The sequence below is a fragment of the Citromicrobium bathyomarinum genome (assembly GCA_001306305.2).
GTDB lineage: Bacteria > Pseudomonadota > Alphaproteobacteria > Sphingomonadales > Sphingomonadaceae > Alteriqipengyuania > Alteriqipengyuania bathyomarina.
In genome coordinates this window covers 906,302-929,830 of the sequence record CP155577.1, presented here as the reverse complement: position 1 = coordinate 929,830, position 23,529 = coordinate 906,302, and the positions used below count along the sequence as shown (strand labels likewise).

The 23,529-nt window shown below is 65.8% G+C and carries 25 protein-coding genes, 1 tRNA gene and 1 pseudogene; 20 read left to right on the top strand and 7 right to left on the bottom strand.

Going from position 1 to position 23,529, the window contains the following annotated elements:
- The first annotated feature begins 15 nt into the window (after window positions 1-15).
- The 6 genes and pseudogenes from crtY (at window position 16) to VO57_004735 (ending at window position 6,518) form a co-directional block, all read left to right on the top strand.
- Window positions 16-1,227 (top strand): lycopene beta-cyclase CrtY, encoded by a 1,212-nt coding sequence (gene crtY / locus VO57_004760; protein ID XBL70657.1) that lies wholly within the window; start codon window positions 16-18, stop codon window positions 1,225-1,227.
- Window positions 1,220-2,722 carry a phytoene desaturase gene (locus VO57_004755; protein ID XBL70656.1) on the top strand — a complete coding sequence of 501 codons (1,503 nt, stop codon included), beginning with the start codon at window positions 1,220-1,222 and terminating at the stop codon, window positions 2,720-2,722. Before crtY ends, VO57_004755 begins: the two co-directional genes overlap by 8 nt.
- 29 nt (window positions 2,723-2,751) lie before the next feature.
- Window positions 2,752-2,913, top strand: a pseudogene (locus VO57_004750) (barstar family protein).
- A gap of 108 nt (window positions 2,914-3,021) precedes the next feature.
- Entirely contained in the window at window positions 3,022-3,609 is a 588-nt protein-coding gene (locus tag VO57_004745; GenBank protein XBL71286.1) for a TIGR00730 family Rossman fold protein, read from the top strand.
- On the top strand, window positions 3,606-4,616 hold the full coding sequence (locus tag VO57_004740) for a phytoene/squalene synthase family protein (GenBank protein XBL70655.1): 1,011 nt from the start codon (window positions 3,606-3,608) through the stop codon (window positions 4,614-4,616). Before VO57_004745 ends, VO57_004740 begins: the two co-directional genes overlap by 4 nt.
- Window positions 4,617-4,649: 33 nt before the next feature.
- Window positions 4,650-6,518 (top strand): acetyl/propionyl/methylcrotonyl-CoA carboxylase subunit alpha, encoded by a 1,869-nt coding sequence (locus VO57_004735; protein XBL70654.1) that lies wholly within the window; start codon window positions 4,650-4,652, stop codon window positions 6,516-6,518.
- An 89-nt stretch (window positions 6,519-6,607) separates the two neighbouring features.
- Here the strand turns inward: VO57_004735 and VO57_004730 are convergent, their stop codons facing one another.
- Window positions 6,608-7,900, bottom strand: a complete 1,293-nt coding sequence (locus VO57_004730) for a multidrug effflux MFS transporter (GenBank protein XBL70653.1) — start codon at window positions 7,898-7,900, stop codon at window positions 6,608-6,610.
- Window positions 7,901-7,966: 66 nt separating this feature from the next.
- On the opposite strand from VO57_004730, the gene dinB reads away from it, so the two are divergent.
- Window positions 7,967-9,106, top strand: a complete 1,140-nt coding sequence (gene dinB / locus VO57_004725; GenBank protein XBL70652.1) for a DNA polymerase IV — start codon at window positions 7,967-7,969, stop codon at window positions 9,104-9,106.
- Here the strand turns inward: dinB and VO57_004720 are convergent.
- The 6 genes from VO57_004720 to VO57_004695 form a co-directional block, all read right to left on the bottom strand.
- Window positions 9,103-9,567 (bottom strand): NUDIX domain-containing protein, encoded by a 465-nt coding sequence (locus VO57_004720; protein XBL70651.1) that lies wholly within the window; start codon window positions 9,565-9,567, stop codon window positions 9,103-9,105. The genes dinB and VO57_004720 overlap by 4 nt on opposite strands.
- Window positions 9,568-9,645: 78 nt before the next feature.
- Complete coding sequence (locus VO57_004715; GenBank protein XBL70650.1) at window positions 9,646-10,107, bottom strand: DNA starvation/stationary phase protection protein; 462 nt, start codon at window positions 10,105-10,107, stop codon at window positions 9,646-9,648.
- A 136-nt stretch (window positions 10,108-10,243) separates the two neighbouring features.
- Window positions 10,244-10,795 (bottom strand): TMEM165/GDT1 family protein, encoded by a 552-nt coding sequence (locus tag VO57_004710; GenBank protein XBL70649.1) that lies wholly within the window; start codon window positions 10,793-10,795, stop codon window positions 10,244-10,246.
- 19 nt (window positions 10,796-10,814) lie between these two features.
- Entirely contained in the window at window positions 10,815-11,807 is a 993-nt protein-coding gene (locus VO57_004705; protein XBL70648.1) for a GGDEF domain-containing protein, read from the bottom strand.
- A 186-nt stretch (window positions 11,808-11,993) separates the two neighbouring features.
- Window positions 11,994-12,266, bottom strand: coding sequence for a UvrB/UvrC motif-containing protein (locus VO57_004700; GenBank protein ID XBL70647.1), 273 nt, complete (start codon window positions 12,264-12,266; stop codon window positions 11,994-11,996).
- Window positions 12,267-12,364: 98 nt separating this feature from the next.
- Window positions 12,365-12,438: transfer RNA gene (locus tag VO57_004695), tRNA-Gly, on the bottom strand.
- 233 nt (window positions 12,439-12,671) lie between these two features.
- Between VO57_004695 and VO57_004690 the strand changes: the two genes are divergently transcribed.
- The 13 genes from VO57_004690 to mmsB all read left to right on the top strand — a co-directional run bounded on the left by VO57_004690 (window position 12,672) and on the right by mmsB (window position 23,493).
- Window positions 12,672-14,171, top strand: coding sequence for a CoA-acylating methylmalonate-semialdehyde dehydrogenase (locus VO57_004690; GenBank protein ID XBL70646.1), 1,500 nt, complete (start codon window positions 12,672-12,674; stop codon window positions 14,169-14,171).
- Window positions 14,172-14,231: 60 nt separating this feature from the next.
- Window positions 14,232-14,963 (top strand): hypothetical protein, encoded by a 732-nt coding sequence (locus VO57_004685; GenBank protein XBL70645.1) that lies wholly within the window; start codon window positions 14,232-14,234, stop codon window positions 14,961-14,963.
- 39 nt (window positions 14,964-15,002) lie between these two features.
- Entirely contained in the window at window positions 15,003-15,581 is a 579-nt protein-coding gene (locus VO57_004680; GenBank protein XBL70644.1) for a hypothetical protein, read from the top strand.
- Between the two features lie 112 nt (window positions 15,582-15,693).
- On the top strand, window positions 15,694-16,158 hold the full coding sequence (locus VO57_004675) for a hypothetical protein (GenBank protein XBL70643.1): 465 nt from the start codon (window positions 15,694-15,696) through the stop codon (window positions 16,156-16,158).
- 10 nt (window positions 16,159-16,168) lie between these two features.
- Complete coding sequence (locus VO57_004670) at window positions 16,169-17,131, top strand: polysaccharide deacetylase family protein (protein XBL70642.1); 963 nt, start codon at window positions 16,169-16,171, stop codon at window positions 17,129-17,131.
- A gap of 34 nt (window positions 17,132-17,165) precedes the next feature.
- Window positions 17,166-17,774, top strand: a complete 609-nt coding sequence (locus VO57_004665) for a DUF1214 domain-containing protein (protein XBL70641.1) — start codon at window positions 17,166-17,168, stop codon at window positions 17,772-17,774.
- Window positions 17,774-18,298, top strand: a complete 525-nt coding sequence (locus VO57_004660; GenBank protein ID XBL70640.1) for a DUF1254 domain-containing protein — start codon at window positions 17,774-17,776, stop codon at window positions 18,296-18,298. The genes VO57_004665 and VO57_004660 overlap by 1 nt, the downstream gene beginning before the upstream one ends.
- Window positions 18,299-18,309: 11 nt before the next feature.
- Window positions 18,310-18,954, top strand: a complete 645-nt coding sequence (locus VO57_004655) for a hypothetical protein (protein ID XBL70639.1) — start codon at window positions 18,310-18,312, stop codon at window positions 18,952-18,954.
- 64 nt (window positions 18,955-19,018) lie between these two features.
- Window positions 19,019-20,164, top strand: coding sequence for an acyl-CoA dehydrogenase family protein (locus VO57_004650; protein XBL70638.1), 1,146 nt, complete (start codon window positions 19,019-19,021; stop codon window positions 20,162-20,164).
- Window positions 20,165-20,175: 11 nt separating this feature from the next.
- The gene (locus tag VO57_004645; protein XBL71285.1) at window positions 20,176-20,550 is read left to right on the top strand and encodes a VOC family protein; all 375 of its coding nucleotides are present in this window, start codon (window positions 20,176-20,178) and stop codon (window positions 20,548-20,550) included.
- Window positions 20,547-21,599, top strand: a complete 1,053-nt coding sequence (locus VO57_004640; GenBank protein ID XBL70637.1) for an enoyl-CoA hydratase/isomerase family protein — start codon at window positions 20,547-20,549, stop codon at window positions 21,597-21,599. The genes VO57_004645 and VO57_004640 overlap by 4 nt, the downstream gene beginning before the upstream one ends.
- Window positions 21,600-21,703: 104 nt before the next feature.
- Window positions 21,704-22,486, top strand: a complete 783-nt coding sequence (locus VO57_004635) for an enoyl-CoA hydratase-related protein (GenBank protein ID XBL70636.1) — start codon at window positions 21,704-21,706, stop codon at window positions 22,484-22,486.
- Window positions 22,487-22,620: 134 nt separating this feature from the next.
- Window positions 22,621-23,493: a 3-hydroxyisobutyrate dehydrogenase gene (gene mmsB / locus VO57_004630; GenBank protein ID XBL70635.1), complete on the top strand. Its 873-nt coding sequence runs from the start codon at window positions 22,621-22,623 to the stop codon at window positions 23,491-23,493.
- Window positions 23,494-23,529: the final 36 nt, after the last annotated feature.

Sequence of the window (23,529 nt, the reverse complement as noted above, 5' to 3'; positions counted from 1 at the left end):
CTACGAGCATTGGCGATGACACCGGCGACATCAGGGGCTCGTGCCGACATCGCAATCCTTGGCGGCGGCCTTGCCGGTGGCCTGATCGCGCTCGCCCTGCGCCGGGCGGACCCCTCGCTGGCAGTGGTGCTGGTCGAGGCGGGAGAGATGCTGGGCGGCAATCACCGCTGGAGCTGGTTCGAAAGCGATCTGACGCGCGACGGCGCGGCGCTGCTTGCCCCGTTTCGCAAGATCCACTGGCCTGCTGGTTACGACGTCCATTTCCCCGAACATTCGCGCCGTCTGGACAGCACCTACGTCTCCCTCGCATCCGCCGATTTCGACGCCGCGCTGCGCCGCGAACTGTCGCAGTCGACCATTCACACGGGCCGCAACGTGGCCTCGGTCGATGCGCGCGGAGCCACACTGGAGGGGGGCGAGCGGATCGAGGCGCGCTGCGTGATCGACGCGCGCGGCTTCATCCTGTCCGACGCGTTCGAGGGTGGCTGGCAGGTGTTCATGGGACGCCATCTGCGCACCGACACCCCACACGATGTCGACCGCCCGATCGTGATGGACGCGAAGCTCGCCCAGCACGACGCGTTCCGCTTCGTCTACACCCTCCCCCTCGCCGCCGACGAGCTGTTCGTCGAGGATACCTACTACCAGGACAGCCCCGTGCTCGACCGCGCAGCGCTCTCGAGCAGGATCGATCGCTATTGCGATGCGATGGGCTGGCACGGCGAGCCCCTCGCGTTCGAAACCGGCGTGCTCCCAGTCGTGACCGGCGGCGATCTGGCCCGCTACCAGCGCGAAGTGCGCGTGCCCGGCGTGGCGATGGCAGGCGCGAGGGCGATGATATCCCACCCTCTGACCAGCTATACCCTGCCCTTCGCGGTCGAAACCGCGCTGCTGGTGGCCGACAACCGCGATCTGCCCGGCGAACAGATGGCCGCCCTACTCGAAGCGCATGCGCGCCGTGTGTGGCAGCGGACCGGTTTTTACCGGATGCTCGGCAAAATGCTGTTCGGCGCGGCGAAACCTGAGGAACGATATCGCATCTTCTCGCGCTTCTATCGCCTATCGCCGGGATTGATCGAGCGGTTCTATGCCGCACGTTCGACCACCCCCGACAAGCTCAGGGTCTTGACCGGCAAGCCGCCGGTCCCGATCCCCCATGCCCTGCGCGCGCTGGCATCGCACCGCCCGCCGCTCGCCCCACCAGAAGGAACTGCCGACAATGGCTGAAGGCCGCACAGCATGCGTTATCGGGGCCGGTTTCGGCGGCCTCGCGCTCGCCATCAGATTGCAGAGCGCTGGGATCGCCACGACCGTGATCGAGGGCCGCGACAAGCCCGGCGGGCGCGCCTATTACTGGGAGAAGGACACCGACACGGGCACCTTCACGTTCGACGGCGGGCCCACGGTCGTCACCGATCCCGATTGCCTCAAGGAACTCTGGGCACTCTCGGGCCACGACATCGCGCAGGATGTCGAGTTGGTCCCGGTCAAGCCGTTCTACCGCCTCAACTGGCCCGACGGCACGAATTTCGACTATTCGAACGACCATGAAGAGCTGTTCGCGGAGATCGCGAAGCTCAACCCCAAGGACGTCGAAGGCTACCAGCGCTTCCTCGAATACTCCGCGGGGGTTTACGAGGAAGGCTACGTCAAGCTGGGCACGGTGCCCTTCCTCGATTTCAAATCGATGCTCAAGGCTGCGCCCGCGCTCGCCAAGAAGCAGGCCTATCGCAGCGTCTATTCGATGGTCTCCAGCTTCGTCGAGAACGAGAAGTTGCGCGAAGCGCTGAGCTTCCACACGCTGCTGGTCGGCGGCAACCCGATGAAGACGTCGAGCATCTACGCGCTGATCCACAAGCTGGAGATGGATGGCGGCGTGTGGTGGACCAAGGGCGGCACCAACCGCCTGATCGCGGGAATGGTGCGCCATTTCGAGCGGATCGGCGGGACGATCCGGCTGGGCGACCCGGTGGTCGGGATCGAAGTCGACGACAAGCGCGCGAAGAGCGTGATGACGCAGAGCGGCTTCGTCCAGCGCTTCGACGCGGTCGCCAGCAATGCCGACATCATGCACTCCTACCGCGACCTGCTGGGCCGCTCGCAGCGGGGGTGGAGCATGGGTCGCCGTCTTGCCCGCAAGAGCTACAGCCCCGGGCTGTTCGTGGTGCATTTCGGCCTCGAAGGGACATGGCCGGGCATCGCGCACCACATGATCCTGTTCGGGCCGCGCTACAAAGGGCTGCTCGACGATATCTACTCCAACGGCGTGCTGCCCGAGGACTTCTCGATCTACCTCCACCACCCGAGCAAGAGCGATCCCTCCATGGCGCCGCCGGGCCACAGCACGTTCTACGCGCTGGTCCCGGTGGCGCACCAGGGCAAGCTGCCGGTCGACTGGGACGAGGTCGGCCCGCTGCTCGAAAAGCGCATCCTCGACGAGGTGGGCAAGCGGCTGGTGCCCGACATTCACAAGCGCATCGTGACCAAGTTCCACTACGCGCCAAGCGACTTTGCAACCGATCTCAACGCGCATCTGGGCAGCGCCTTCAGCCTCGAACCGGTGCTGACACAGAGCGCCTATTTCCGCGGCCACAACCGCGACGATGTGATCAAGAACTTCTACCTCGTCGGCGCGGGCACCCATCCAGGCGCGGGCATCCCCGGCGTGGTCGGTAGCGCGAAGGCGACCGCCGGACTGATGATAGAGGATCTCTCCGCTTGACGACGCAGCTCCATCTTGATGGCAGCAAAATGCGTAACGTGGGCGATTTTTACGCGCAGGTGCGCGGACATCCAGATACTCCAGACTGGTTCGGGCCCAACTTGGACGCGCTGTTCGATCTGCTGGTCGCTATTCTTCCGCGTCCACTCGAAGTGCGGTGGCGTGACACGGACCTCGCACGCGAGACGTTGGGAGAAGACTTTGCGAAGCTCATGCAGGTGCTACGCGACGCCGAGAAGTACCATGCCGAGCACGAGAATGAGTTCATCCTTAGCATCGAAGAAGGACAGGATGAAAATATGAAACTCTCTCGCCTCGCCATCTATTGCGGCGCGGCGACCCCGCCCGACCCGCGCTATCTCGAGCTGGCGCGGGACGTTGGCGCGCTGCTCGCACAACGCGGTATCGGCGTCGTCTATGGCGGCGGGCGGCTGGGCCTGATGGGCGCGCTGGCGCAAGGCGCGCTGTCCGAGGGCGGCGAGGTGATCGGGGTGATCCCGCATGCGATGGTGGAACGTGAATTCGCCAACCACGACTGCACGCAGCTGATCACGGTCGATACGATGCACCAGCGCAAGCAGCACTTTACCGACCTTGCAGACGGCTTCATCACCCTGCCCGGCGGCATGGGGACGATGGACGAACTGTTCGAAGCGCTCAGCTGGGCGCAGATCGGCTATCACGAAAATCCGGTCGGCCTGCTCAACGCCTTCGGTTTTTACGACGATCTTGTGCAATTCGTAAACCGGATGGCCGATACGGGTTTCGTACGTGCAACACATCGCGAAATTCTTCAGGTTGCGGACAGTTTGCCGGAACTGCTCGACAAGCTTGCGTCTTATAAGCCTAATACCCCGATCTATCGCATGAGCGCAGACCAGCTTTGAACCAGGCCCGCCCCCTCGTCCCTTCCCGCTTCGTGCGCCCCTCGATCCCCCGCCCCGGCGGCGGACGCGACCGGGCTGCGCTGGTGCGCGAATCCTACGAGGCGATTGCAGAAGGATCGCGCAGCTTCGCCTTTGCCTCCAAGCTGTTCGACAAGGCCACGCGCGAACGCGTGTGGATGCTCTACGCCTGGTGCCGCCGGTGCGACGATCTGGCCGACGCGCAGGAGAAGGGCGGCGAGCTGGGCGACCAGGCGGGGATCGAGGACCGACTGCAGGCGATCAAGGTGCTCACCCGCCGCGCGCTGGAAGGCGGCGCGACCGCCGATGTCGCGTTCGACGCGCTAGGCCAGGTCGCAGGAGAGGCGGGCATCACGCTCGACATGGCGAACGAGGTCATTGCAGGCTTCGCGATGGATGCCAACGGCTTCAGCCCGCACAGCGAGAAGGAGCTGATGCGCTATTGCTACCACGTGGCGGGCGCGGTCGGCGTGCTGATGGCGCGGGTGATGTTCGCCCCCAACGACAGCTTCATCTACGACCGCGCGTGCGATCTCGGGCTGGCCTTCCAGCTCGCCAATGTGGCGCGCGACGTGATCGAGGATGCGGCAGCCGGGCGCTGCTACCTGCCCGACGAGTGGCTGGAAGACGCGGGGCTGACGCGCGAGAACTATGCCGACGAGGATAACCGCTTCGCGCTCGCTGCGGTCTCCGCACGGCTGGTCGACCGGATGGAAATGTACGAGGTCGCGTCCCGGCTGGGCGCAAAACACCTGCGTTTCCGCCAGCGCTGGGCGGTTCTGTCCGCCGCGCGCATCTACGGCGTGATCGGGCGCAAGGTCCGCGCGCGAGGCCAGCTGGCGTGGGACACCCGCACCTATGTGCCGTGGTACGAAAAGCTCGTCCATGTGATCGCCGCCTTCGGTGAGGCCGTCACGAAGCACGCGCCCGAGCCCGAGCACTGGCCGCCCTACACCCGCGACGATCTGCGCCCGGTTGCCGGGTGGTAGACCTGCCGCCCACTTGGCGTTAGCGCTGCGGGCATGATCCAGAAGCTCCTGATCGCCAATCGCGGCGAAATCGCCTGCCGCATCATTCGCACCTCGCGCGAGATGGGCATTGCCACCGTTGCGGTCTATTCCGATGCCGACGCCAAGGCGCTGCACGTGCGCTCTGCCGATGAAGCGGTACACATCGGCCCCTCGCCCGCTGCCGAAAGCTATCTGGTGGGCGAGAAGATCATCGCCGCCGCCAAGCAGACCGGCGCGCAGGCGATCCACCCGGGCTACGGCTTCCTCTCGGAAAACGCCGATTTCGCGCAGGCTGTGAAGGACGCAGGGCTGATCTGGGTCGGCGCGCCGCCCTCCTCGATCCGCGCGATGGGCCTGAAGGACGCGGCCAAGAAGCTGATGCGCGAGGCGGGCGTGCCCGTGACGCCGGGCTATGACGGCGACGACCAGAGCCCGGAACGCCTGAAGCAGGAAGCCGACGCGATCGGCTATCCCGTGCTGATCAAGGCGGTCGCGGGTGGCGGCGGCAAGGGGATGCGCAAGGTCGATGCCGAGGGAGACTTCCTCTCCGCGCTCGAATCTTGCCGGCGCGAGGCGAAGGCCAGCTTCGGCAATGACGACGTGATCCTCGAAAAATGGATCACCTCGCCCCGCCATATCGAGGTGCAGGTGTTCGGCGACAGCCACGGCAACCACGTCCACCTGTTCGAACGCGACTGCTCGCTCCAGCGCCGCCACCAGAAGGTGATCGAGGAAGCGCCTGCGCCGGGCATGGACGAGGCCACGCGCGAGGAAATCTGCGCCGCCGCGGTGCGCGCGGCCAAGGCGGTCGATTACGAAGGCGCGGGCACGATCGAATTCATCGCCGACGCCAGCGAAGGCCTGCGAGCCGACCGCATCTTCTTCATGGAAATGAACACGCGGCTTCAGGTCGAGCATCCGGTGACCGAAGAAATCACCGGGGTCGATCTGGTCGAGTGGCAGCTGCTGGTCGCAGCGGGGGAAGCGATCCCGCTCAAGCAGGACGAGCTGTTCATCGACGGTCATGCGATCGAGGCGCGGCTCTATGCGGAGGATCCGTCCAGCGGTTTCCTGCCCAGCACCGGGTCACTCGACCATTTCGATATCGGCTTGCGGGGCCGCATCGAAACGGGCGTCGAGGAAGGCGATCAGATATCGCCCTACTACGATCCCATGGTCGCCAAACTCGTGACCTGGGCAGATACCCGGGAAGATGCGATCGAGCAGCTGGCAGAGATCGCCGACGGGGTCGAAATCTGGCCCGTGCGCACCAATGCGGCCTTCATCGCGAACTGCCTGCGCGACGAGGATTTCGAGGATGCCAACCTCGATACCGGCTTCATCGAACGCAAGATCGACGATCTGGTGGAATCGGACGAGCCCTACGAGGCGATCTGGCAGACCGCTGCGGACTTCGTGGTGCTCGCCGAAACAGAGGAGCACGAGGACCAGCCTGCCGGTTTCCGGCTCAATGCATCGGGGCGCCTGACCACCAGCCTCTCTTTCAAGGGCGATACGCGCGTCGTCGCGGCGGCAGAGGGTCCGGCTTTCGAGGCTGCGACGGGCTTCGTCGATCCGCACCGTGTGGTCGTTTTCGCCGACGGCATGTCCTTCGCCTTCGACCGGGGTTCGCGCGGCTCTGGGGCGGCTGCGGCAGGCGACGGCGCGATCCTCGCGCCGATGCCGGGCAAGGTCATCGCGCTCGATGTGGCGGAGGGCGACAGCGTCACCGCCGGCCAGCGGCTGATGGTGCTCGAGGCGATGAAGATGGAGCATTCGCTCACCGCGCCGTTCGACGGCACCGTGACCCAGCTTTCCGCCAGCGAAGGCGGTCAGGTGCAGGTCGAAGCAGTCCTGTGCGTGGTGGAGCCTGCGGAATAGAACCTATCCCCACCCCATCCCGCAAGCGGGAGGGGAGCGAGATTTGCGGGCTTGCCCGCTAGTCCCAGCGGGGTGGGCTCACGCCCAACTCAATCGTCGTCCACCGGCGGGCCGAACAGCTTGCCGCGCTCCGCGAACAGCACCAGGCCGATGCAGATCAGCGCGCCGCCGAACAGCGCGGTCGCCAGCGGGATCGCGGTTCCGTTATAGGCATAGCCGATGCTCGCGCCGATCACCGCTGCGGTAACCATCCGCAAGAAGGTCTGCACGCTTGCCGCCGCGCCTGCCGTCTCGCGGAAGGGCTGCATCGCGATCGAGCCGAAATTGGCACCGATAAAGCCGAGCAGCATCATGTTCGCCGCCATCAGCGGGACGAAGGTCCACAGCGTTTCCTCGGTCATGGTCGCGACGAACAGCTGCACCGCGGCGACGATCAGGAACAGGAACAGGCCAGTGTGGCTCACGCGGCGGGCACCGAAACGCTCGACGATCCGCGAATTGGTCCAGCTGGCCACCGCCATCGCGCCCGCGCAGCAGGCGAAGATCGCGGGGAACCACGGCCCCGCGCCGAATGCCTCGCCCACCAGTTGCTGCGCCGAGTTGATGAAACCGAACAGCGCCCCGAAGATCACCGCGCTGCCCAGCGTGTAGCCCAGCGCCTGCCGCATGGTCAGCGTGGCGCGCATGTTGCGCGCGATCACGCGCGGCTGGATCGGCTGCTTGTCTTCTGGATGCAGCGTCTCGGGCAGGTTGCGCCATGCCCATGCGCCCATCGCCACGCCGGCGACCGCGGTGAACACGAAGATCCAGCGCCAGTCGCCCATCACCATCAGCACGCCCTGCCCGATGCTGGGCGCGATCGCGGGCACCATCAGGAAGATGACGAAGATCAGGCTCATCATCCGGGCCATCTTGTCGCCGCCCACCCGGTCGCGGATGATCGCGGGCGGAAGCGCGACGATCCCCGCCGCGCCGAAGCCCTGCAGGAAGCGCAGCGTCAGCAGCGATTCGAAATTCCACGCCATCGCGCACAGCAGCGAGAAGGCGATGTAGAGGCCCAGCGCCGCGAACAGCACCGGACGCCGACCGTATCGGTCTGCCAGCGATCCGGGCACCAGCGCGCCCAGACCCGCCGCGAGCAGGTAGGCGCCGACCACGAACTGACGCGAATTGCCGCTTGCGCCCAGATCGGTGGCAAGGTTGTCGAGCGCAGGAAGCACCGCATCGATGCCCAGCGCGTTGAGCGCCATCAGCAGCGCCATCATCGCGATCAGCTGGCGTTCGCCGATCCGCTGGCCCGACGGCGGCAGCGCCGCAGGCGCGCGAGCATCGACGCTCTGCCGGTCGATCGACTCGCCGGGCCCGTAATCTGGATTTCGCATGTGCACAAAACCGCAAATGGCGTCGTCGGTTCCGATTGGCAACCTGTGTGCTATCGCAGGGCCGCGATGAGCGAAGGCGAGACCACTCCGGAAGATCGCGGCGAAGCACCGCCGACTCGCAAGATCATCCATGTCGACATGGATGCCTTCTTCGCCAGCGTGGAGCAGCGCGACAACCCTGAATTGCGGGGCAAACCGGTCGCGGTCGGCGGGGCGAGCGGGCGCGGCGTGGTCGCCGCCGCCAGTTACGAGGCGCGCAAGTTCGGCGTAAAATCGGCGATGCCGTCGGTTACCGCCAAGCGGCTGTGCCCCGACCTGATCTTCGTGAAGAGCCGCTTCGACGCCTATCGCGAGGCGTCGGACCAGATCCGTGCGATCTTTCGCCACCACACCGATCTGGTCGAACCGCTGAGTCTGGACGAAGCCTATCTCGATGTGACGGTCAACAAGCTGGGCATCGCCTCGGCAACGCAGGTCGCGCAGATGATCCGGCAGGAAATCCGCGCCAAGACCCGCCTGACCGCGAGCGCGGGGGTCAGCTACAACAAGTTCCTCGCCAAGCTGGCGAGCGACCAGAACAAGCCCGACGGGATGTGCGTGATCCGCCCCGGAGAGGGCGCGGCCTTCGTCCAGACGCTCCCCATCCGCCGGTTCCACGGGGTCGGCCCACGCGGCGAGGAGAAGATGGCGCGGCTGGGCATCGCGACCGGCGCGGATCTTGCCGCGAAGGACGCGGCGTGGCTGGCGCAGCATTTCGGCAGCTTCGGCGACTATCTCTATCGCGCGGCGCGCGGAATCGACGACCGGCCCGTGCGCGCCAACCGCATCCGCAAGTCTGTCGGCGGAGAACGCACCTTCTCGGTCGACCGGCACGAGGCGGAGGAGCTGCGCACCACGCTGGACGAGATCGTCGACATCGTGTGGGAGCGGATCGAGCGGGCGCAGGCACGCGGGCGTACGGTAACGCTCAAGCTCAAATACAACGATTTCCAGCTGATGACCCGCGCCCGATCGCTGCCGCGCAATGTCGCAGACAAGGCCGAATTCGCCGCGATCGGGCACGCAATCCTCGATGAACTGCTGCCCCTGCCCCGCCCGATCCGCCTGATGGGGCTGACACTCTCCAATCTCGAACGGGACGCTTCCGGAGAGGAAGACGAGGGGCGATCCGACGACGCCGACAGCGGGCAGCTCGCTCTCTTCTAGGCCTTCAGGACGTACCCGATCCGCCTTTCGGCGAGGCCGCTGACCGGCTGCGGCGGGTCGTCCGGCATCACGAAGCGCACCTCCACGATCTCGCGACCGTCGGGCACCGGGGCATCGTCGATCTCGGCCAGGAAGAGATACGCAGTGTGCGGCGCGCCGGAGATCGTCTCCTCAATCGTGCCCAGTTCGCTGACCGGGCCGAGCGTCAGCCCCAGTTCCTCCGCCATCTCGCGCCGCGCGGCTGCCTCGGGCGCTTCGCCGCGCGCGATCCCGCCACCCGGCAGGCTCCAGTCGGGCGGGCCATAGGTATGTCGGACGAACAGCACCCGGCCGTCGGGATCGCGCAGGATGACGCTCACGCCGCGCAGCTGCGGCTTCGCCAGCCGCCGCCAGACGTGGCGCAGACGGTGGGCGACGCGCAGCGCGAGGCGGTGGAGCAAGCGGGGCAGCAGTGGCGGCATGATGGATGCGGGATATAGAAAAGGGCCAACCCGGCATAGCGCTGGATCGGCCCTTCTGGTTGCCTGGCTAACGGGGGACTAGCCGAGCGTCGACTTGAGGAACCACGCGCGTTCCTCCGCCATGTCGGTCCAGTCGTCTAGCAGGCCGTCGGTCGCATTGTCGCCCGCCTCTTCGGCCAGCGGCTTCATGCCCTTGAGGCGCTTGATCATCGCGACGTTGTCGTCGTGCAGTTCCTTGACCATCGCGTCGCCATCTAGGTCGGTCGAATCCTGATCCTTGACCTGCGTCGCCCGGGCGACCGAACCGATCGAGGTCAGCGTCACCTCGCCCAGCTTGCGCACGCGTTCGCCGATCGCATCGATCTGGTCGCGCAGTTCGATCGCCTGCTCGTCGAACAGCAGGTGCAGATCGCGGAACCGCGGGCCCTTCACGTGCCAGTGGAAGTTCTTGGTCTTGAAGTAGAGCGCGAGATGATCCGCCAGCAGGCCGTTAAGTTCCTGCACCAGTGCGGTTTTCGAATTGTCGCCAGCTTGAGCCATGTTTGGTCTCCTGTGTTATTTTATTGGGCCTTGGAAAGGGTCTCGTGAGGTCAACGGAGCAAGCCGCTCCCGGTTTCCTGCCAAAGCTTCGATTACTGTGATTGACTGGGCCTTCGCCCGGCGGGGGTAGCGGGGCTCAGATGATCCCGCGCGCACCCAGCCCGATCAGCAGCCCAGCGAACAGCACGATCCCCGCCATCACTAGCCGGAAGGCGCGCAGCGGCAGGGCTTCCAGCTCTTCCCCCAGCGCCCAGCCACCGGCCAGCGCCACCCCCGCTCCCGCCGCACCGCCGAGCGCGACATAGGCAGGCAGCGCGGTGGCGGCGGCGAGCGCGAAGAGCAGGAAGCGCGCGGCATCGCCCCATTGCCGGGCGAACAGCACGACGAAGGCTGCGAAGGGCGAGCGGGTCGGCTCTTTCGGGCGCCTGTCCCGCCCCGGCCACACCAGTTCCACCGCAGCCACGACCAGCGCGATGGCGACCAGCATCCGACGCGCCGCGTCGGGCAACATCTGCGCAATCGCATCGCCCGCCAGCGCCATCAGCCCGGCGGTAAAGACCGCAGCGACCAGCGCCGCCAGCAGGATGATCGCGCCGAGCGGCCCGGCCAGCCGAGCGACCAGCAGCTGGTCGCGCGCGCCGATGGTCAGCAGCAGGGCCGCGGCAAAGCCGAAGAGGAAGGAGGACATGGGCGGGCGGTGCGCGCGGTCAGGCGGCGTCTGCCACGCGGCCGCTCTCGGGCGCGATCAGCACCGTGTTGCGGCCTGCCTTCTTCGCCTCGTACAGCGCGTTGTCGGCCCGGCGCAGCGTCTCGTCGCTGGTTTCGGAATTGACCGCGACCCCGGCGGAGAAGGTGATCGGGCCCATCGGCTCGTCGGTCTCGCGCAGCTTGAGGTTGCGTTCGGCGAGCGTTTCCTTCGCCTCGGCCACGCGCTCCGCCAGCTTCTTCGCGTCGGCGACCTCGGCGATCACGAGAAACTCCTCTCCTCCCCAGCGCGCGACCGGCCACGGGGAGAGCGATTCGCTCAGCGCTTCGGCAACCAGCTTCAGCGCGCGATCACCCACCGGGTGGCCGTAGGTATCGTTGATCGCCTTGAAATGATCGATATCGATCAGGCCGAGGCAATAGCGGACCTTGCGGATCTCCAGATCCTGAATGGTCGCGCGGGTCGCACGGCGATTGGGGATGCCGGTCAGTTCGTCGACCAGCGCCTTGTTGCGCGCCTCGTCGAGATCGCGTTGGAGCCGGTCGATCCGGTTGGAGGCGTTGGACAATTCCCGCTCCGCCTCCTCCGCCCGGTCGATGATGCGGCGGATCGCGCCGGTCAGATCCTCGCCCTGCGCGCCCTCGCGGATCACCTGGCTTTCCTCCGCAATGTCGCGTCCGACACCGTCCGCTTGGCGTTTTGCCTCGCGGGCGAGCTCTCCGGCAGTGTTGAGAAACAGTTCGACCGCTTCGTCGCGCGCGGCAATCCGCTCTTCGGGATCGTCGGAGGCAGAGGCATGCTTGCCCATGATCTCGACGATCGTCTCCTGCTTCATGCGCATGCCGTTTTCGATGTAGGTGTCGGTTTCCTCGCAGATCACCTTGCTCGACCGGGTCAGGTAGAGATAGCCGAAGCGATAGTTCATCGGCGTGGGATCGAGCAGATTGCCAGCCAGAAACGTGAGCACGTCGCGCCCGATATTGTCCTTACCCATACCCCACTCGTCCGTCCGGTATCCTCATCGTGCCGCGCCCGATCATCCATGAGCCGCAGCGGCATTAACTATACGGCGCGTTGGTGAATTTTTATCTAAGCCCGCATCCGTGACGCAATTCCAAAAGTCTCAAAAGAGGGGATAATCGTGCCGCCTGCCCGATCGCGCCATGCGCGGTGCCGATGCTCATTTGCGTTTTCGGCCTGAGGTCATGAGGTCGGGCTTAGGCGGCTTCTTCCAGCCTGCGGGAGGAATCGGCCTTTGCCGGCTCGTGCCCAGCCCCATGGCACCGGGCTGCTGGCGGATCAGGCCGGAGGTATCCGCCTTTGCCGCCTCTTCGGCATTCGCTCCGCCGCGCATCAGGTTGATCCGGTCGCGTATTCGCCCTGCGGTCTCGAAATCGAGCGCACGCGCGGCGGCTTCCATCTCGCGCTGGAGATCCTCGACGGTCTTCCTCATGACGGTTGAACGCGCGGATGCGACTTCCGGTCCCACGCTCCGCACAAGGCGCACGCTCGCCTCCGAAGTCGCGGTTTTCTGCGGCTAATTCAGGATTGTGGAGCGGGTGAAGGGAATCGAACCCTCGTCGTCAGCTTGGGAAGCTGCTGCTCTACCATTGAGCTACACCCGCATCGGGGCCGCATTGGGCCGTGGCGCGATTGCACCTTCGCTAGGTCCCGGTCAAGATGGGTTGAACGCAGCGCCCCTGACTGCGGCCAACCCCCATGCGATTTCGGGCGCATCGAGCGCGATGGACGCTACGGCTAGCTCTTTCGCCAGTGGTGTGCGGGCCCTTCCTCCCTTGATCTGGTGCGGGCGCAGCGTCTAGCGCGCTACCGAAGAGTAAATTCACGGAGAGCCCCCATGCGCACTATCGACCACCATCTCGCGGCAGGCGTCGCCGCCGGCGAAGCCGCCCGCACGCACAAGGTGTGGAACCCCTCCACCGGCGAGGTGCAGGCCGAGGTCGCGCTGGGCGATGCCGCACTGCTCGCACGGGCGGTGGCCAAGGCGAAGGAAGTCCAGCCCGAATGGGCTGCGACCAACCCGCAGCGGCGCGCGCGCGTGATGTTCGAGTTCAAGCGGCTGGTCGAAGCGAACAAGCAGGAATTGGCCGAGCTGCTCTCCAGCGAGCACGGCAAGGTGGTCGACGATGCGCATGGCGACGTGCAGCGCGGGCTCGAAGTGATCGAATATGCCTGCGGTATCCCGCAGGCTCTGAAAGGCGAATACACGCAAGGAGCCGGCCCGGGCATCGACGTCTATTCGATGCGCCAGCCGCTCGGCATCGGGGCGGGCATCACCCCGTTCAACTTCCCCGCGATGATCCCGATGTGGATGTTCGGCATGGCGATCGCGGCAGGCAACGCCTTCATCCTCAAGCCGTCCGAACGCGATCCCTCCGTGCCGATCCGCCTCGCCGAACTGTTCGTGGAAGCCGGTGCGCCCGAAGGGCTGCTTCAGGTGGTCAATGGCGACAAGGAAATGGTCGACGCGATCCTCGACCATGACGACATCGCCGCGATCAGCTTCGTCGGATCGTCCGACATCGCGCAGTATATCTACTCGCGCGGCACCGCTAACGGGAAGCGCGTGCAGGCCTTCGGTGGGGCGAAGAACCACGGCATCGTGATGCCCGACGCCGATCTCGATCAGGTGGTGAACGATCTGGCGGGCGCCGCCTTCGGCTCGGCGGGCGAACGCTGCATGGCGCTGCCGGTGGTGGTACCGGTGGGCGAGGATACCGCGAACCGTCTGCGCGAAAAGCTGATCCCCGCGATCAACGCACTTCGGGTCGGCGTCTCGACCGACAAGGATGCGCAATACGGCCCCGTGGTCACGCCCGAGCACAAGGCGCGGATCGAACAGTGGATCGACACTGCGGAGAAGGAAGGTGCCGAGGTCGTGATCGACGGGCGCGGGTTCAGCCTGCAAGGCCACGAAAAGGGCTTCTTCGTCGGGCCGACGCTGCTGGACCGCGTGACCACCGACATGGAGAGCTACAAGGAAGAAATTTTCGGCCCCGTGCTCCAGATCGTGCGCGCGAAGGATTTCGAGGATGCGGTGCGCCTGCCGAGCGAGCACCAGTACGGCAACGGCGTCGCCATCTTCACCCGCAACGGCCACGCCGCGCGCGAATTCGCGCACCGGGTGAACGTCGGCATGGTCGGCATCAACGTGCCGATCCCCGTGCCCGTCAGCTACCACAGCTTCGGCGGGTGGAAGCGTTCGGGCTTCGGCGACATCGACCAGTACGGGCAGGAAGGGCTGCGCTTCTGGACCAAGACCAAGAAAGTCACCCAGCGCTGGCCCGATGGCGGTGGCGATGGCTCCAACGCCTTCGTCATCCCCACCATGGGTTGATCCGCAGCCGGAAACCTTGCCAATATCCGCTTGGGGCACACCACTACAGGGGGAAGACGGATGAATATGGTCAGGTTCATTGCGCCAGTGGCGGCTCTGGTCGCCTTGTCAGCATGTGGGGGTGAAGCCGAGGACGCGGACAGGAAAAGCGCGGACGCCGCGCCCCCGCCCGCGCAGGCAGAGCCCACGCCGAGCACACTCGACGCCATTCCCATGAACTTCCGCGGCGGGTGGGACAGTGTCGATGCGGGCGAGTTCGCGTGCACCACGCTCAGCGACACGGCGCTGACGATCGAGCCCAAGCTGCTGCAATATTACGAGGGCGCGTTCACTCCCGAGACGATCTCGCAGATCTCCGACGACCGGATCGAGAGCGAGGGCTTCTTCCAGTATGCCGACGACCGGTCGAAAGAGTCCTACACGCTGCGGCTGTCGGACGGTGGCAAGCGCCTGACCCTTTCGGGCGACGGTTTCGAACCGTTCGAATTCCGCAAGTGCGCGACAATCCGCGAGGCGCATCTGATCCCCTCCGAGTACGAAGGCACTTGGTCCACCTACGGCACCTGCAAGGCCGCCTCCGACAGCCTGATCAAGATCGCGCCGACGAAGATCACCTGGCAGGGCAAGACGAGCAATTTCACCAAGGTCCACTACGCCGGGCCGAACGCGATCGAGCTGGAAGACGATGGCCAGGAGGAACCCTATGGCATCGTGCTGGACCAGGGAGGCAAGAGCGGTGCTTTGGTCGGGCCCGGGCATAGCCCGATTCCGCTGACCCGGTGCGGTGGCTGAGCAGTCGGACAGCGAGCGGCAGCAGGACATTCACCGTCGATGAAATCGCTTGCTCTCCTATCGTCAGTCGCTCTGGGTGTGATTGCCTGCTCCGCTGCGGATAGCGACAATGATGCCGCACCCGGCTCGAACGCGCCTGCACCCTCCGTCGAAACCGGCCAGATCCCGATTGCCGTCGAACCGGCCAGGACGATCGGCGGTGGCGCGAGCCAGCTCTACGCGGCGCCCTGGCCCGGGCTGTTTCCGGACGAAGACGGGTCCGCAGGGCAGAGCACCCTGCCCAGGAGCTTCCCTGCCGCAATCCGGGGAAAGTGGCGCGAGACCAAGGATGCTGCGGCAACCCCCGCGCAGTGCGACGGCTATCTGCCCGGCAACATGGGCAGGGTGCTGACGATCCGCGACGACAGCTATACGTTTTTCGAAGCGGGCGGGCGCTTCGTGTCCGTCAGGGAGCGCGAGCCGGGGCGCATCCGTGCGCTGTTCAACACCAGCTTTGCCGATGAGCCGACCCGTGACGAACTGGAATTCAGCGTCGATCCGGCAACAAAGACTCTGACCGTCCGCAATTTCGACACGGATGAACGCTCAATCAGGACATACCGCCGCTGTACGCGCTAGCATCGCGACCATGCGTTTGGCTCTTCCCATGCTTGTCGCCCTGCTCGCCACGTCTGCGTGCTCGCCCACACCCAACGAGCAGGAGGTCGACACGACAGCCGCAGATCGAGGCATGCAAGGGCCGGATGCCGGCCAGCCCCCGATCCCGGTCGAACCCGATGGCGGGATCGGCGATGGTGCAGGCCCGCCCAAGGGTCTGCCCTCGGACGGCGACGCACAACAGGAACCTAGCGCCTTTGCCCAGACCTTCCCTGCGGCGATCCGCGGCAAGTGGCGCGAAACTGATGGCGCGGCGGTAACCAAGGCTCAATGTGACGGTTACCAGCAGGACAAGATAGGCAAAGTGCTGACCATTCGGGAGGATGGCTATTCGTTCTTCGAGACCGGCGGAAAGTTCATCTCCGTCTCGGATCGCGCGCCCGGCCACATCCGCGCGCTGTTCGACACCACCTATGCCGACGAGCCGACCCGTGACGAGCTCGAATTCCGGGTCGATCCGGTGGCAAAGACGCTGACCGTCCGTAATTTCGACACGGGTGAACGCTCCACCACTACCTACCGCCGCTGTCCGGGCTAGCGTCCGGGCCATGCGCTGGCTCGTTCCCCTCATGCTCGGCCTGCTCGCCGCCTGCGCGCATGCCGAGGACACATCCGCCCCGCCGCAACCGCCCGAAAAGCGGATTGCGCTGAGCTTCGACGATGCGCCGCGCGCACCCGGCGCCTTCCTCAGCGAGGAAGAGCGCACCCGGCTGCTGATCGCAAACCTTGCCGAAGCGGGCGTCGATCAGGCGGTGTTCTTCGTCAATCCCGGGCAAATCGATGGCGCGGATGACGAGGCACGGATCGTAGCCTATGTCGCCGCCGGGCACGTGATCGCGAACCATTCGGCGAGCCACCCCCACCTCTCGCAGACAGACGCCGCCGCATATCTGGCCGATATCGACGCCGCCGAGGAATGGCTGCACGGGCGCGCGGGATACCGCCCGTGGTTCCGCTATCCTTACCTCGACGAAGGTCGGCAGGATAAGGGGAAGCGCGACGCGGTACGTGAAGGTCTGGCGCAGCGTGGCCTCTCCAATGGCTACGTGACGATCGACGCAAGCGACTGGTTCTACGAAAGCGCCGCCAAGCGCGCGGTTGCAGACGGGCACAAGATCGACCGGCAGGCGCTGCACGATCTTTATATCGAAACGCAGGTCGACGCCGCCGAGTTCTACGACCAGCTCGCCCGGCAGACGATCGGGCGCTCCCCGGTTCACGTGATCCTGCTGCACGAGACCGACCTCAACGCGATGTACATCGGCGATCTGGTCCGCGCGCTGGAGGCAAAGGGCTGGACGATCGTCAGCGCGGACGAGGCCTATGCCGATCCCTTCGCCGATTATGCCCCCGTCTATGACACTCCCTCCGCCCAAGGCAGCCTGACCGAGATGGTCGCGTGGGAAAAGGGCCTGCCCGCCCCGCGCTGGTATCGCGGCAACGACACCGATCGGGCGCAGCAATGGTTCGATACCCGCGTGCTCGGCCTGCCGCGCAAACAGAACGACTGATCTTTAACCACCAAGCTGCTATCGTGGGCCGGCCATGCGATTTGTGCTGGGCCTTCTCGCCGCCATTCTGGTGGGCCTCGCGATAGGCGGTGCGTCTGCGCTGGTGCTGTCCGGCATCTGGCCGCGCAGCAGCGCCCCCACCGGGATCGCCGGGATCGCCATTGATGGCTGGCGCACCGATTTCGCGATCGGTTCGGACGGCGCCGATCCCTACACCCGCGCGCGCGTCGCCAAGCACGGGCTGTTCGCGCTGCAGCGACGCGAGGCGATCTATTTCACCCGCTCTCGCGATGAGCGTGGACGTCCCTTGCGCGAAGGCTGCCGCTATCGCCTGTCGGGCATGGGGCAGGCCGCGCGGTGGTGGTCGATCACGCTCTACGATGCGAACAGCCGCCTGCCGATGAACAAAGACCAGGCGCTGTCGATCAGTGCGAGCGAGACAGGCGAGGGCGCGTGGCAGGCGATCATCGCGCCCCAGCGGCCGCAGGGTGCGGAGCACTGGATCTCCAGCCGCAACGCGGGCCATTTCGACCTGACTCTGCGGCTCTACGTGCCATCGGCGGAGGTGCTGGAAACGCCCAAGCTCGCGCTCAACCCGCCGCGTATCGCGCGGCTGGGCTGCACCACTGCGGAGGATCTGTGATGCGCACGTTTCTGACGCTGTTCGTCCTGCTTGCCGCGATCGTGATCGGCCACCTTGCGGTGCTGTACGGCGCGCCTGGCTTTATCATGCAACGCGCAATGGCCGCGATGGAACAGCGTGGCATTCCGCAGCACGGCTTCAGGCTTGCGCCGCGGATGACACCCCAGACCCAACGGGTAGTGCGCGCTTCCCCTGAGCTCGCCTATTCGATCTGCCTGTTCGACTTTTCCGAGGGGGTTGACGCGGTCGCGATCGAGATGGCCGCCTGGCCGGGCTATTCCTCGCTCTCGGTGTATGACGCGCAGACCAATAATTTCCTGACCTTCCGGGGCGAGGGGAAGCGCTTCGCGATGCGGCTGCTACCGCCCCTCAGCGAGCCCGAGGGCTTCTCCATCCCTGCCCCGACCCAGCGCGGGGTCGTTCTGATCCGCCGGATCGCACCGAACGAGGCCGACTATCGCGCGGTGGAGAAGATTGCGGTAGAAGACAGCTGCCGTGCGATCAGAGGGGGCAATGCACGATGATGAGGCGGATCATGCCTGCTACCGCGATGCTGATCGTGCTGGTCGGCTGCGACGGCAGGAACGGGGATTCGCAGCCGGAACCGGGCGAGGACGCTGCCGGCGATGTGGCGGTGTCAGGCGAGCGCGCCCCGTCGACCACCACATCAGAACCGACCGCGCGCGCACCGACAGGCGATGCAACGCCGACAGCCGTGGAAAGCGCCTCGACCAGCGCTTCGCCCCCGCACTCTACCACACCCCCAACTACACCCTCGCCTGCGCCCTCTTCCGAACCGACGCTCTACACCCTGCCCAATGTCCCGGCAGACGATGTCGCGCGCAACCGCGCTGCGCTGACCGCGATTCCGGCGAGCTATCTGGGCGAATGGGATGGCGTCGAGGGTAGCTGCGCGCCCGACTCCGACCTGCGCATGATGGTGCGCCCGGGCAGCATCGGCTTCTACGAATCGCGGGGCGAGGTCACCGCGGTGCGCCGCACCCGGGATGGGCTGGTGGTGTCGCTGGCGATGGAAGGCGAAGGCGAGCGCTGGGAAGAAGACTACTCGATGCGGCTGGTCGGCGGGCGGGAGCGGCTGGCCGTTACCGCGTCAAGCTACCCCGATCGCATCACGATGCGCAAACGCTGCCCGGCGGATCGCGGCTCCAGCGCACCCTGATCGCAGCCCGCCCTAGCGTTTTGTCCCCTTTTCTATCCGCGTCCGGGGGGCTAGGTCGCCTTCCATGACCGGACAATTCCAGCTTTCAGACGACCAGCTCGCGATCCAGGACATGGCGCAGCGGTTCACCGCCGACAACATCACGCCCCACGCGGGCAAGTGGGACGAGGATCACCACTTCCCCGTCGACACGATCAAGCAGACCGCCGAGCTCGGCTTCGGCGCGATCTATGTCAGCGAGGAGAGCGGCGGGATCGGCCTCGGCCGTCTCGAAGCGGCGCTGATCATGGAGGCGATGGCCTATGGCTGCCCCACCACCAGCGCATTCATCTCGATCCACAACATGGCCAGCTGGATGATCGACCGCTTCGGCGGCGAAGGCGTGAAGGAGAAATACCTTCCCCAGCTGGTGACGATGGAAAAGCTCGCCTCCTACTGCCTCACCGAACCCGGCAGCGGATCGGACGCGGCGGGGCTCAAGACGCAGGCGGTGCTGGATGGCGACCACTATGTGCTCAACGGCACCAAACAGTTCATCTCCGGCGGCGGCGTGAACGACGTCTATGTCACCATGGTCCGCACGGGCGAGCACAAGACCAAGGGCATCACCTGCCTGGTGGTCGACAAGGACACGCCGGGCGTCAGCTTCGGCGCGCCCGAGAAGAAGCTCGGCTGGAATGCCAGCCCGACCGCGCAGGTCATCTTCGAGGATGCGCGCGTACCGGTGGAGAACCGCGTAGGCGACGAAGGCGAAGGCTTCCGCTTCGCGATGATGGGGCTCGACGGCGGACGGCTGAACATCGGCGCCTGCTCGCTGGGCGGGGCGCAGCGCTGCCTCGACGAGGCGGTGAAATACACCAAGGAACGCCAGCAGTTCGACCAGCAGATTGCGGACTTCCAGAACACGCAATTCATGCTCGCCGACATGGCGACCGATCTGGAGGCAGCGCGCGCGCTGCTCTATCTCGCGGCGGCGAAAGTCACCGACAACGCGCCCGACAAGTCGCGCTTCTCCGCGATGGCCAAGCGGCTGGCGACCGACAATGGCTCCAAGGTCGTCAACGACGCGCTGCAGCTGTTCGGCGGCTACGGCTACCTCAAGGACTACCCGATCGAACGCTATTGGCGCGACCTGCGCGTGCACTCGATCCTCGAAGGCACCAACCAGGTGATGCGCATGATCGTGGGCCGGGATTTGCTTCGGCAGTGACCGGCCTTGCCATGACCACCTTCCTCGTCCCCGATTACGACGAGGCGATCGCTTTCTTCCGTGACGCGCTCGATTTCACGGTCGAGGAAGACAGCGATCTGGGCGACGGCAAGCGCTGGGTCGTCATGGCAGGTGCAAGCGGCGGCAAGTTGCTGCTCGCGCGCGCCGCAAACGACGAACAGACTGCGGCGATCGGCCACCAGGCAGGCGGGCGTGTCGGCTGGTTTCTCCAGTCGGACGATTTTGCGACCGACCATCGCCGCATGGCGCAATGGGGCGTCGAATTCACCGAAGCACCGCGCGAAGAGCCCTATGGCACCGTCGCGGTTTTCAACGATCCGTGGGGCAACCGCTGGGATCTCATCGAACACAAGGACGCGGCATGACCGACCAGCTCAACATCCACACCCACAAGAGCGTGGGCCACATCTCATTGAACCGCCCCAAGGCGATCCATGCGCTGACGACCGAGATGTGCGTCGCGATGGCCGAGGCACTGGGCGCGTGGGCCGACCATGCCGGCATCGCGGTGGTGATGATCGACCATGCCGAAGGCCGCGGCTTCTGCGCGGGCGGCGATATCGCGATGCTGCGAAACTCGGCGCTGAACGACGAGGGAAAGACGGGGCGCGAGTTCTTCCACGCCGAGTATCAGCTCAACCACCAGCTGTTCACCTACACCAAGCCGGTGGTCGCCTTCATGGACGGGATCACGATGGGCGGCGGGGTCGGCATCAGCCAGCCTGCGGCGTTCCGCGTGGCGACGGAGAATACCAAGTTCGCCATGCCCGAAACGGGGATCGGCCTGTTTCCGGACGTCGGCGGCGGATGGTATCTCAGCCGCCTGCCGGGCCAGACGGGCAAGTTCCTCGCGCTCACCGGCGCGCGGCTCGACGGGGCGGAGTGCCACGCGATCGGTCTCGCCACGCACTACATTGCGAGCGAGAACCTCGCCCGGGTGAAGGCCGCGATCATCGACGATCCGGCCAACATCCAGTCGATCCTCGACGAGGCATCCGAAACCCCGCCCGAGGCGCGCATCCTCGCCAATCGCGAGACGATCGACCGGCTGTTCGCGGGCCGCACACTGGAGGATATCCTCGCCGCGCTCGAGGCAGATGATTCCGACTGGGCCGCGAAGGAACTCAAGACGCTGCGCGCCAAGAGCCCGCAGAGCTGCAAGGTCGCGCTGCGCCAGCTGGCGGACAGCCTGACGCTTGGCAGCTTCGCCGACGAGATGCGGATGGAATACCGCATCGGCAGCCGCGTGCTCGTCAGCCACGATTTCGCCGAGGGTGTGCGCGCAGTGATCGTCGACAAGACCGGCGACCCGCAATGGAACCCCGCCACGCCCCAAGGCGTAACCGACGAACAGATCGAGGCGATCTTCGCCGCCCTGCCCGAGGGCGAGGAGTGGACGCCGCTCGGCAACTGAACTTGCCGTCGCCCCTGCGAAGGCAGGGGCCCAGATGCGGCCCGCAGGTCGCACAACACACGTTATCTAGGCTCCTGCCTGCGCAGGAGCGACGAGGAGTAGAAATGGCCTACGAAACCATCACCAGCGAAACCGACGGTGCCGTCACCACCATCACGCTCAACCGCCCGCAGGCACTCAATGCGCTTTCCAGCGTGGTGCTCGACGAACTGATCGAGGCCTTCGCCGCCTACCAGAACGACGATAGCCAGCTGTGCGCGATCCTGACCGGGTCGGGCGATAAGGCCTTCGCGGCGGGCGCGGACATCAAGGAGATGAGCGAGAAGGACGCGGCGGATTTCTACCTGCAGGACTTCTTCGCCAAGTGGACCAGCCACATCGTGGAAGCCGTGCGCAAGCCGTGGATCGCGGCGGTCAACGGCTTCGCGCTGGGCGGCGGGTGCGAGCTTGCAATGATGGCCGACTTCATCATCGCGAGCGACAAGGCGAAGTTCGGCCAGCCCGAGATCAAGCTGGGCGTCGCGCCGGGCATGGGTGGATCGCAGCGTCTCACCCGCGCAGTCGGCAAGGCCAAGGCGATGGAAATGTGCCTGACCGGGCGGATGATGGACGCCGAGGAAGCCGAACGCAGCGGCCTCGTCGCGCGCGTCGTGCCGCACGACACGCTGATGGACGAGGCGCGAGCCTCTGCGGCGACCATCGCCGGGATGCCGCCGATGGCCGCGATGGTGAACAAGGAAATGGTCAACGCTGCCTACGAGACCTTCCTCGGCCAAGGCGTGCTCCACGAACGCCGCCTGTTCCAGATCCTCACCGCAACCGAGGACAAGGCCGAGGGCATGAAAGCCTTCATCGAGAAGCGCGACGGGCAGTGGAAGGGGCGGTGAACCCTTAGCTTCGTCATTGCGAGGAGCCGCAGGCGACGAAGCAATCCATGGCCCAATACTCGCAGAGGCGGCGGTCGCTCCATGGATCGCGTCGCTACGCTCGCGATGACGAATGATTGAGAGAGGATAGCACTATGAAAATCGCCTTTATCGGCCTCGGCAACATGGGCGGCGGGATGGCCGCGAACCTGGTCAAGAACGGCCACGAAGTGCGCGCGTTCGACCTGTCGGAGGACGCGCTCGCCAAGGCGAAGGGCAATGGCTGCGAGACCTTCACCGATGCCAAGGAAGCCGTGCAGGGCGTCGACGCGGTGGTCTCGATGCTGCCCAATGGCGGAATCGTGAAGTCGGTCTATTCCGACGCCGTGATCGGCCATGCGCCCGAAGGCGCGGCGCTGCTCGACTGCTCGACCATCGACGTCGCCACCGCCAAGGAAGTGACCGAGATGGCCACCGCCAAGGGCTACAAGATGGTCGACGCGCCGGTCAGCGGCGGGATCGCGGCGGCGGACGGTGGCACGCTGACCTTCATGGTCGGCGGCACCGAAGAGGCGTTCGCGGCGGCTAAGCCGATCCTCGAAGGCATGGGCAAGGCAGTGATCCATGCGGGCGACGCTGGCGCGGGCCAGACAGCCAAGATCTGCAACAACATGCTGCTCGCCATCTCGATGATCGGGGTCGCCGAAGCGATGCAGATGGCGCAGAAGCTGGGTCTCGATCCGCAGAAGTTCTACGAGATTTCGTCGCAGTCCTCGGGCTATTGCTGGTCGCTCAACGCCTACACCCCGCTTCCGGGCGTGGGGGTCGAGAGCCCTGCCGACAAGGATTACCAGGGCGGCTTCGCGACCGCGCTGATGCTCAAGGACCTGCGCCTCGCGATGGCGGCGGCGGAAGAGGTCGACGCGGGCGTTCCCTTGGGCGCACGCGCGGCGAGCCTGTACGAGGATTTCTCGGGCGCGGGCAATGACGGCCTCGACTTCTCGGCGATCATCAAGACGTACAAGTAAGCCCTCAAGATCCTCCCCATTCCGCATCGGTGAATG

Coding starts and splice junctions, on each gene's coding strand:
- VO57_004660 (XBL70640.1), top strand. CDS start 17,774: ATGCGCACGTTTCTGACGCTGTTCGTCCTGCTTGCCGCGATCGTGATC.
- VO57_004665 (XBL70641.1), top strand. CDS start 17,166: ATGCGATTTGTGCTGGGCCTTCTCGCCGCCATTCTGGTGGGCCTCGCG.
- VO57_004690 (XBL70646.1), top strand. CDS start 12,672: ATGCGCACTATCGACCACCATCTCGCGGCAGGCGTCGCCGCCGGCGAA.
- dinB (XBL70652.1), top strand. CDS start 7,967: ATGAGCGAAGGCGAGACCACTCCGGAAGATCGCGGCGAAGCACCGCCG.
- VO57_004685 (XBL70645.1), top strand. CDS start 14,232: ATGAATATGGTCAGGTTCATTGCGCCAGTGGCGGCTCTGGTCGCCTTG.
- VO57_004705 (XBL70648.1), bottom strand. CDS start 11,807: ATGGGTAAGGACAATATCGGGCGCGACGTGCTCACGTTTCTGGCTGGC.
- VO57_004670 (XBL70642.1), top strand. CDS start 16,169: ATGCGCTGGCTCGTTCCCCTCATGCTCGGCCTGCTCGCCGCCTGCGCG.
- VO57_004735 (XBL70654.1), top strand. CDS start 4,650: ATGATCCAGAAGCTCCTGATCGCCAATCGCGGCGAAATCGCCTGCCGC.
- VO57_004640 (XBL70637.1), top strand. CDS start 20,547: ATGACCGACCAGCTCAACATCCACACCCACAAGAGCGTGGGCCACATC.
- VO57_004635 (XBL70636.1), top strand. CDS start 21,704: ATGGCCTACGAAACCATCACCAGCGAAACCGACGGTGCCGTCACCACC.
- crtY (XBL70657.1), top strand. CDS start 16: ATGACACCGGCGACATCAGGGGCTCGTGCCGACATCGCAATCCTTGGC.
- VO57_004645 (XBL71285.1), top strand. CDS start 20,176: ATGACCACCTTCCTCGTCCCCGATTACGACGAGGCGATCGCTTTCTTC.
- VO57_004745 (XBL71286.1), top strand. CDS start 3,022: ATGAAACTCTCTCGCCTCGCCATCTATTGCGGCGCGGCGACCCCGCCC.
- VO57_004730 (XBL70653.1), bottom strand. CDS start 7,900: ATGCGAAATCCAGATTACGGGCCCGGCGAGTCGATCGACCGGCAGAGC.
- VO57_004710 (XBL70649.1), bottom strand. CDS start 10,795: ATGTCCTCCTTCCTCTTCGGCTTTGCCGCGGCCCTGCTGCTGACCATC.
- VO57_004755 (XBL70656.1), top strand. CDS start 1,220: ATGGCTGAAGGCCGCACAGCATGCGTTATCGGGGCCGGTTTCGGCGGC.
- VO57_004720 (XBL70651.1), bottom strand. CDS start 9,567: ATGCCGCCACTGCTGCCCCGCTTGCTCCACCGCCTCGCGCTGCGCGTC.
- VO57_004655 (XBL70639.1), top strand. CDS start 18,310: ATGCCTGCTACCGCGATGCTGATCGTGCTGGTCGGCTGCGACGGCAGG.
- mmsB (XBL70635.1), top strand. CDS start 22,621: ATGAAAATCGCCTTTATCGGCCTCGGCAACATGGGCGGCGGGATGGCC.
- VO57_004700 (XBL70647.1), bottom strand. CDS start 12,266: ATGAGGAAGACCGTCGAGGATCTCCAGCGCGAGATGGAAGCCGCCGCG.
- VO57_004680 (XBL70644.1), top strand. CDS start 15,003: ATGAAATCGCTTGCTCTCCTATCGTCAGTCGCTCTGGGTGTGATTGCC.
- VO57_004715 (XBL70650.1), bottom strand. CDS start 10,107: ATGGCTCAAGCTGGCGACAATTCGAAAACCGCACTGGTGCAGGAACTT.
- VO57_004675 (XBL70643.1), top strand. CDS start 15,694: ATGCAAGGGCCGGATGCCGGCCAGCCCCCGATCCCGGTCGAACCCGAT.
- VO57_004650 (XBL70638.1), top strand. CDS start 19,019: ATGACCGGACAATTCCAGCTTTCAGACGACCAGCTCGCGATCCAGGAC.